This window comes from Pseudomonas sp. HMSC076A11 (assembly GCF_001810205.1).
GTDB classification, from domain to species: Bacteria; Pseudomonadota; Gammaproteobacteria; order Pseudomonadales; family Pseudomonadaceae; genus Pseudomonas; species Pseudomonas aeruginosa.
The window spans coordinates 395,215-402,774 of the sequence record NZ_KV800287.1 but is presented as its reverse complement, the minus strand read 5'-3'; the positions used below and the strand labels follow the sequence as shown (position 1 = coordinate 402,774).

Sequence of the window (7,560 nt, the reverse complement as noted above, 5' to 3'; positions counted from 1 at the left end):
CCTTCACCCCCGCCTCGATGCCGCGTCCCGCCGCCGGCACCCGGTCGCGCAGGATCGAACTGGCGTAGCGCACGGTCTGGTTGGTCAGGTTGGTGCCCTTGACGAAGGCCAGCCAGCGGCTCTCGCCGAGGTCGAAGTTGTAGCCGAGGCTGGCGCCGAGGGTGGTGTAGCCGTCGGTGGAGAGTTCTTCCTCCGGCACGCGGTGCTGCGAGGCGGCGTGTTCGACGTCGACCCGCGCCTGCCACTGCTGCAACTCCCAGATCAGCGCGGTGTTCAGGCGCAGCGGGGCGATGCGTGGCAGCGGTTCGCCGGTGTCCTTGTTCTTGGCGCGGGTGTAGTCCCCGGAGAGTTCCAGGTCGAAGTTGCCGTACGGGCTTTCCAGCAGGTGGATGCGGTCCTGCGCCTCGACGCCGTAGAAGTCCGCGCGAACGCCGCTGTAGAGGTATTCCGGCAGCGCCTCGTCATCGCCGGCGGCGACCACTTCGCCTTCCTCGTTGCGATGGCGACCGCTGGCGAGCAGGCCGATGTAGTTGGAGAAGCGGCTGTAGAACACCCCGACGCTGCCCTTGTGCACGCCGTTGTCGAAGCGCAGGGCGAGGTCGGTGGAGACCGCCTTTTCCTTGTCCGCGTCGGCATCGCCTACCTCGTAGGTGCCGGTGGCGGCGTGCGGACCGTTGGCGTACAGCTCGTAGAAGGTCGGGGCGCGCTCGGTGTAGCTGAGGGTGGCGGCCAGCGACCAGATCGGCGTCAGCTTGTACACCGCGCCGGTGGACAGGCTGCCGGTGGTGAAGCTCTGTGAACCGTCGTTCTCGGCGAAGCGCTCGTTGCCCTTGGCGTCGGGGTCCACGCGGGTGTGCTCCAGGCGGGCGCCGAAGCTGAGGTCGAGGCGGTCGCTGAGCTTCCATTCCTCCAGGGCGAACAGCGCGGCGCTGTCGGTTTCCGTGTGCGGCACGAAGGCTTCCTCGCCGAGGGCGGAGAAGCGGCTGTTGGCGAACTGCGCGCCGACCACCCCGTTCAGCGGGCCGAGCGGGCGGTGGCGGGCCTCGATGCGGCCTTCGTAGCCTTCGTTCTTGAAGGTGGTGCCGGTCTCGCCGTCCTCGATTTCCTTGTGCTCGTACTTGGTATAGGCGGCGTCCAGCTTCAGCGAGGTGAACGGGCCTTCGAGGTCGCGGATCTCGGAGGCGAAGGCGTAGCGGTCCTGCTGCATCTTCAGGCGCACGTCGTCCTCGGCCGGCGAGCCATAGTTGCTGTCGTAGCCGCTGTAGGAGAGGCCGGCGTAACCGTGCTCCCAGTGATAGGAGCCACCGACGGCGCCGCCGTCCTGGCGGCCGTCGCTGTTCTGCACCCGATGCTTGCCGGTGTCGCCGTCGATCTGCCGCTGGCGGCTGGAATGGGCGTAGCCGGGAATCCTGATGTCGTTGAACTCGCGGCTGGCGGCGTCCACGTGCAGGGCGAAGTTGCCGTCGCCGGCCTCCAGTGCGCCGGAGCGGCTACGGGTGGTGTCGGCGCCGCCGTAGCGCAGTTCGCCGCTGCCGTGGATGCCGTCGACGGGTTCGCTGGGGATGCGGTTGTCGAAGCTGTTCACCACCCCGCCGATGGCATTGCCGCCGTAGAGCAGGGCGGCCGGGCCGCGTACCACTTCCAGGCGCTCGACGCTGTTGGGGTCTTCCGGCACCGCGTGGTCGTAGGACAGCGACGAGGCGTCGAGCGCACCGACGCCGTTGCGCAGCAGGCGGATGCGATCACCGTCCATGCCGCGGATCACCGGTCGGCTGGCGCCCGGTCCGAAGTAGGTGGAGGACACCCCGGGCAGGCCGTTGAGGGTTTCGCCGAGGCTGCCTTTCTGTCGCAGGGTCAGCTCGTCGCCTTCGAGCACGCTGCTGGGCGTGGCGGGAGATTCGTTGCCCAGCGGGTTGGCGGTGATCACCTGGGAGGGCAATTCGCTGGGGCGGCCGTCGGCGCCGAGCGTTTCCCCCGAAACAATCAGGCAGGCCAGCGCCAGTGGCGTGAGAGGCCAGAGCGGACGGGAAGGGAAAAGGCCGGAAGAGGACATTGCGGGCTCCATGGTCATGGGTCGGACTTTTTTCAGGCCAAAGCGAACCCAGGCCCTTCCCGGAGGAAGGGCGACGGGGTCGGATCGGCGTATTTATTGGGATGTTATATTATTTCTTTTTGTGTCGGTAGACCCGCGTAGCCACTCTGCATGGCGTCGTGCCGACGTGCAGCGGCAATGTCCGCATGCCTGCCGGCGAAGAGGAACGGGAAAGTTCCGCAGCCAGGAGTTTTCCGCAAAAACTCCAGAGTCTTTCGCAAGAATCGCCCCTCTCGCAGCCACTACATTCCGCTATCCGCTGGTGCCTCGCGCCGGCGGAATGGGCCTGACCCATACTGATCCGTATTCCCGCGCCACAGGACGTGCCGCGCCGCCGGCACAACCCGCCGGCGGCGGTGCCCCGGGCAATGGACGCCTGGCCGGACTTCTTTCAATAACAATGGCTCCACAAGAGGAGGGCGTGATGTTCAAAGCCAGTCACGTCTTGCAGGGCGAGGACCAGACCCGGTCCGCAGCCGAATTCTTCCCTGTCATCAGCGCCAACTACGCGGTCGACGAGGAAGCCTACCTGGGCGAACTGCTGCAGCTCGCCGACCCCGGTCCCGACGGCATCGAGGCTATCCGCCGCAACGCCCGCGCACTGATCGAAACCGTGCGCAGCCGGGACAACGCCGTCGATACCCTCGACGCACTCCTGCGCCAATACAGCCTGGACACCCAGGAAGGCCTGATGCTGATGTGTCTGGCCGAGGCGCTGTTGCGTGTGCCTGACGCGGCGACCGCCGACGCGCTGATCCGCGACAAGCTGTCCGCCGCCGACTGGCAGCGCCATCTCGGCCAGAGCGACAACGTTCTGGTCAATTTCGCCGCCTGGGGCCTGGTGATGACCGGCAAGGTGGTGAACATCGACGAACGCACCGACGGCCGCGCCCCGAGCGTCATCAGCCGGCTGGTGCAGCGCTCCGGCGAACCGGTGATCCGCGCCGCGATGAACCAGGCGATGAAGCTGATGGGCAAGCAGTTCGTGCTTGGCCGGACCATCTCCGAAGCGCTGAAGAACGGTCGTCCATGCCGCGAGCAGGGCTACACCTATTCCTTCGACATGCTCGGCGAGGCCGCGCTGACCGCCGCCGACGCCGAGAAATACATGGCCGACTACCGCCAGGCCATCGACACCGTCGGCGCCGAGCCGCAGGTCGGTCCGGGGCCGCGGCCGTCGATCTCGATCAAGCTCTCGGCGCTGCATCCGCGCTACGAAGTGGCGCAGCGCGAGCGGGTGCTCAGCGAGCTGTTCGCCAATGTCCTGGAACTGGCGGTGCGCGCGCGCAAGCTGAACGTCGGCATCACCATCGACGCCGAGGAAGCCGATCGCCTGGAGCTGTCCCTCGAACTCTACGAGAAGCTGATGCGCGACCCGGCCATCGCCGGCTGGGGCGAGTTCGGCCTGGTCATCCAGGCCTACTCCAAGCGCTGCCTGCCGGTGCTGGTATGGCTGACCCTGCTCGGCCGCGAGCTTGGCGCACGCATCCCGCTGCGCCTGGTGAAGGGTGCCTACTGGGACAGCGAGATCAAGCAGTGCCAGGTGCAGGGCGCCGATGGCTACCCCGTCTACACCCGCAAGGAAGGCACCGACACTTCCTACCTGGCCTGCGCCCGCTACCTGCTCAGCGAGCACACCCGCGGGGTGATCTACCCGCAGTTCGCCAGCCACAACGCCCACACCGTGACCGCCATCCTCGCCCTGGCCGACGAAGCCAGGGCCGCCGGCGGCGAGGAGCGCGACTTCGAGTTCCAGCGCCTGCACGGCATGGGCGACGCGCTGTACGACACGGTGATCGAGAAGTACCGCCGCAACGTGCGCATCTACGCCCCGGTCGGCGCGCACAAGGACCTGCTGCCGTACCTGGTCCGCCGCCTGCTGGAGAACGGCGCCAACTCTTCCTTCGTGCACAAGCTGGTGGACCCGCGCGTGCCGGTGGAGACGCTGATCCAGCACCCGGTTACCCAACTGCGCCAGTTCAAGACGCTGGCCAACGACCGTATCCCTCTGCCCCAGGCGATCTTCGGCGCCGGGCGGAAAAACTCCCAGGGCATCAACATGAACATCCAGAACCAGTGGAACGAGCTGGAGCTCGCCTACAAGCCGCACCTGACCCGCCAGTGGCAAGCCGCGCCGATCGTCAACGGCGAGAAGCTCTCCGGCCCGGCCCACGAAGTGCGTTGCCCGTACGACCTGGAGAGGCTGGTCGGCAGCGTCCAGTACGCGTCCGCCGAGCAGGCCGGCAAGGCCCTCGACGTGTTGCAGGCGGCCTGGCCGCGCTGGAGCGCCACCCCGGTGGACGAGCGTGCCGGCATCCTCGAGCGTCTCGCCGACCTGCTGGAAGCCCAGCGCGGCGAGCTGATGGCGCTGTGCACCCTGGAAGCCGGCAAGTCGTTGCAGGACGGTATCGACGAGATCCGCGAGGCGGTCGACTTCTGCCGCTACTACGCCCAGCAGGCCCGCCAGCGCCTGGTCCGCGAGGAACTGCGCGGCCCGACCGGCGAGCGCAACGAGCTGTTCTACGAAGGCCGCGGCATCTTCGCCTGCGTCAGCCCGTGGAACTTCCCGCTGGCGATCTTCCTCGGCCAGATCAGTGCCGCGCTGGTGGCCGGCAACACCGTGCTGGCCAAGCCGGCCGAGCAGACCAGCCTGATCGCCGCGCGCACCGTCGAACTGATGTTCGAAGCCGGCCTGCCGAAGGACGTTATCGCCCTGCTGCCGGGCGACGGCGCCACCCTCGGCGGCGTGTTCTGCCGTGACGCGCGGGTCGCCGGGGTGGCCTTCACCGGCTCCACCGACACCGCCCGCATCATCAACCGCCAACTGGCCGAGAAGCCCGGTGCCATCGCCACCCTGATCGCCGAGACCGGCGGGCAGAACGCGATGATCGTCGATTCCACCGCTTTGCCGGAACAGGTGATCAAGGATGCGGTACAATCCGCGTTCACCAGCGCCGGCCAGCGCTGCTCCGCGCTGCGCGTGATGTACGTGCAGCAGGACATCGCCGAGCGGGTGATCGAGTTGCTCAAGGGCGCCATGGCCGAGCTGAAGGTCGGCCCGACCGAGGTGCGCGTCAGCGACGTCGGCCCGGTGATCGACGCCGAGGCCAAGGCCGGCCTGGAGCAGCACATCGCCGCGCTGAAGGCCGCCGGCAAGCTGATCGCCGAGACCAAGGTGCCGGGCAACCTGAACGGTCACTTCGTCGCTCCCGTCGCGTTCGAGATCAGCGGCATCGACGAGCTGAAGAAAGAGAACTTCGGCCCGGTGCTGCACGTGGTGCGTTATGCCGCGCAGGACCTGGAAAAGGTCGTGCAGGCGATCAACGCCACCGGTTTCGGCCTGACCATGGGGGTCCATAGCCGCAACGAGGAAACCGCCCGTCGCATCGAAGAGCTGGCGCGGGTCGGCAACCTCTACATCAACCGCAACCAGATCGGCGCGGTGGTGGGCGTGCAACCGTTCGGCGGCCACGGGCTGTCCGGCACCGGTCCCAAGGCCGGCGGGCCGAACTACCTGCTGCGTTTCGTCAGCGAGCGCACCACGTCGGTGAACACCACCGCGGTGGGCGGCAACGCGTCGCTGCTGTCGCTGGCCGACGCCGAGTGATACTCCGTTCCCGGGCGCCTTGGCGCCCGGGTCGGTTTCCGGGGTTCGCCGCAGCGAACGCCGAGGGAAATGACCGCCGTTCCGGTGCGTGCCCGGAACGGACCATAAAGGACGATTTTCCCTGCCCGACAGGGGAGGGATCGTGAGGCGTGGGCCTGTTCGGACTCGTTTGAGGCCACCCACGTTTCCGGCTTGCTCCGGCAAGCGCTCACGGAGTGACGCCACAAGCGCCATTCTGCCAACCAAGGGCCCGCTACCCGTTGCTTGCACACGCAAGGGCCCGGATAAAAACAAGCAATAGGGGAGTCCCTATGAGTGTCAATACGCCCACGCTGATCACCTTCGTGATCTACATCGCGGCCATGGTCCTGATCGGCCTGGCGGCATATCGCTCCACCAACAACTTCTCCGACTACATCCTCGGTGGCCGCAGCCTCGGCAGCTTCGTCACGGCGCTGTCCGCCGGCGCCTCCGACATGAGCGGCTGGCTGCTGATGGGCCTGCCCGGCGCGGTGTACCTGTCCGGCCTGTCCGAAAGCTGGATCGCCATCGGCCTGATCGTCGGCGCCTACCTCAACTGGCTGTTCGTCGCTGGCCGCCTGCGGGTGCAGACCGAGCACAACGGCAACGCGCTGACCCTGCCCGACTACTTCACCAACCGCTTCGAGGACAACAGCCGCCTGCTGCGGATCTTCTCGGCCCTGGTGATCCTGGTGTTCTTCACCATCTACTGCGCTTCCGGCATCGTCGCCGGTGCGCGCCTGTTCGAGAGCACCTTCGGCCTCTCCTACGAGACCGCGCTGTGGGCCGGTGCCGCGGCGACCATCGCCTACACCTTCATCGGTGGCTTCCTCGCGGTGAGCTGGACCGACACCGTGCAGGCCTCGCTGATGATCTTCGCGCTGATCCTCACCCCGGTGATCGTGATGCTCGCCACCGGCGGCGTCGAGCCGACCTTCACCGCCATCGAGCTGAAGGACGCGACCAGCTTCGACATGCTCAAGGGCGCCTCCTTCATCGGCGTGATCTCGCTGATGGCCTGGGGCCTGGGCTACTTCGGCCAGCCGCACATCCTGGCGCGCTTCATGGCCGCCGACTCGGTGAAATCGATCCCTGCCGCGCGCCGCATCTCCATGACCTGGATGATCCTCTGCCTCGGTGGCGCCGTGGCCGTGGGCTTCTTCGGCATCGCCTACTTCCAGGCGCATCCGGAGCAGGCCGGCGCGGTCAGCGAGAACCCCGAGCGGGTATTCATCGAGCTGGCCAAGATCCTGTTCAACCCGTGGATCGCCGGCGTGTTGCTGTCCGCCATCCTCGCCGCGGTCATGAGCACCCTGAGCTGCCAGCTGCTGGTCTGCTCCTCGGCGCTCACCGAGGACTTCTACAAGGCCTTCCTGCGCAAGGGCGCCAGCCAGCTGGAACTGGTCTGGGTCGGTCGCGCCATGGTGCTGCTGGTGGCGGTGATCGCCATCTGGCTGGCCTCCAACCCGGAAAACCGCGTGCTCGGCCTGGTGTCCTATGCCTGGGCCGGCTTCGGCGCCGCCTTCGGCCCGCTGGTGCTGTTCTCCCTGCTGTGGAAGCGGATGACCCGCAACGGCGCGCTGGCCGGCATGATCGTCGGCGCGGCGACGGTGATCCTGTGGAAGAACCTGTTGGGCTGGACCGGCCTGTACGAGATCATCCCCGGCTTCCTCTTCGCCAGCGTCGCCATCGTCGTCTTCAGCCTGCTCGGCAAGGCGCCTTCGACGAGCATGCTCAAGCGCTTCGACGATGCGGAGCAGGAGTACCGCGAGGCGTACCAGGGTTCCGCCGCTCCGGTAACCCAGCGCTGATCGAGCCTGCGGGCGGGTAAAGCGCCCGC

At 67.3% G+C, this 7,560-nt stretch carries 3 protein-coding genes; 2 read left to right on the top strand and 1 reads right to left on the bottom strand.

The features are described 5' to 3' along the window. Positions 1–2,053 (bottom strand): TonB-dependent receptor (locus tag HMPREF2716_RS09540; RefSeq protein WP_070621867.1); only part of this gene is annotated, 2,053 nt, incomplete at its 3' end. 463 nt (positions 2,054–2,516) lie between these two features. Here HMPREF2716_RS09540 and putA point away from each other — a divergent pair. After that, positions 2,517–5,699: a bifunctional proline dehydrogenase/L-glutamate gamma-semialdehyde dehydrogenase PutA gene (gene putA, locus HMPREF2716_RS09535; RefSeq protein WP_003114187.1), complete on the top strand. Its 3,183-nt coding sequence runs from the start codon at positions 2,517–2,519 to the stop codon at positions 5,697–5,699. Positions 5,700–6,010: 311 nt separating this feature from the next. Then, positions 6,011–7,531 carry a sodium/proline symporter PutP gene (gene putP, locus HMPREF2716_RS09530; protein ID WP_031800179.1) on the top strand — a complete coding sequence of 507 codons (1,521 nt, stop codon included), beginning with the start codon at positions 6,011–6,013 and terminating at the stop codon, positions 7,529–7,531. Positions 7,532–7,560 lie beyond the last annotated feature (29 nt).

Excerpts from the sequence above, each read along its gene's own strand:
- putA (WP_003114187.1), top strand. The coding sequence starts at position 2,517 with ATGTTCAAAGCCAGTCACGTCTTGCAGGGCGAGGACCAGACCCGGTCC.
- putP (WP_031800179.1), top strand. The coding sequence starts at position 6,011 with ATGAGTGTCAATACGCCCACGCTGATCACCTTCGTGATCTACATCGCG.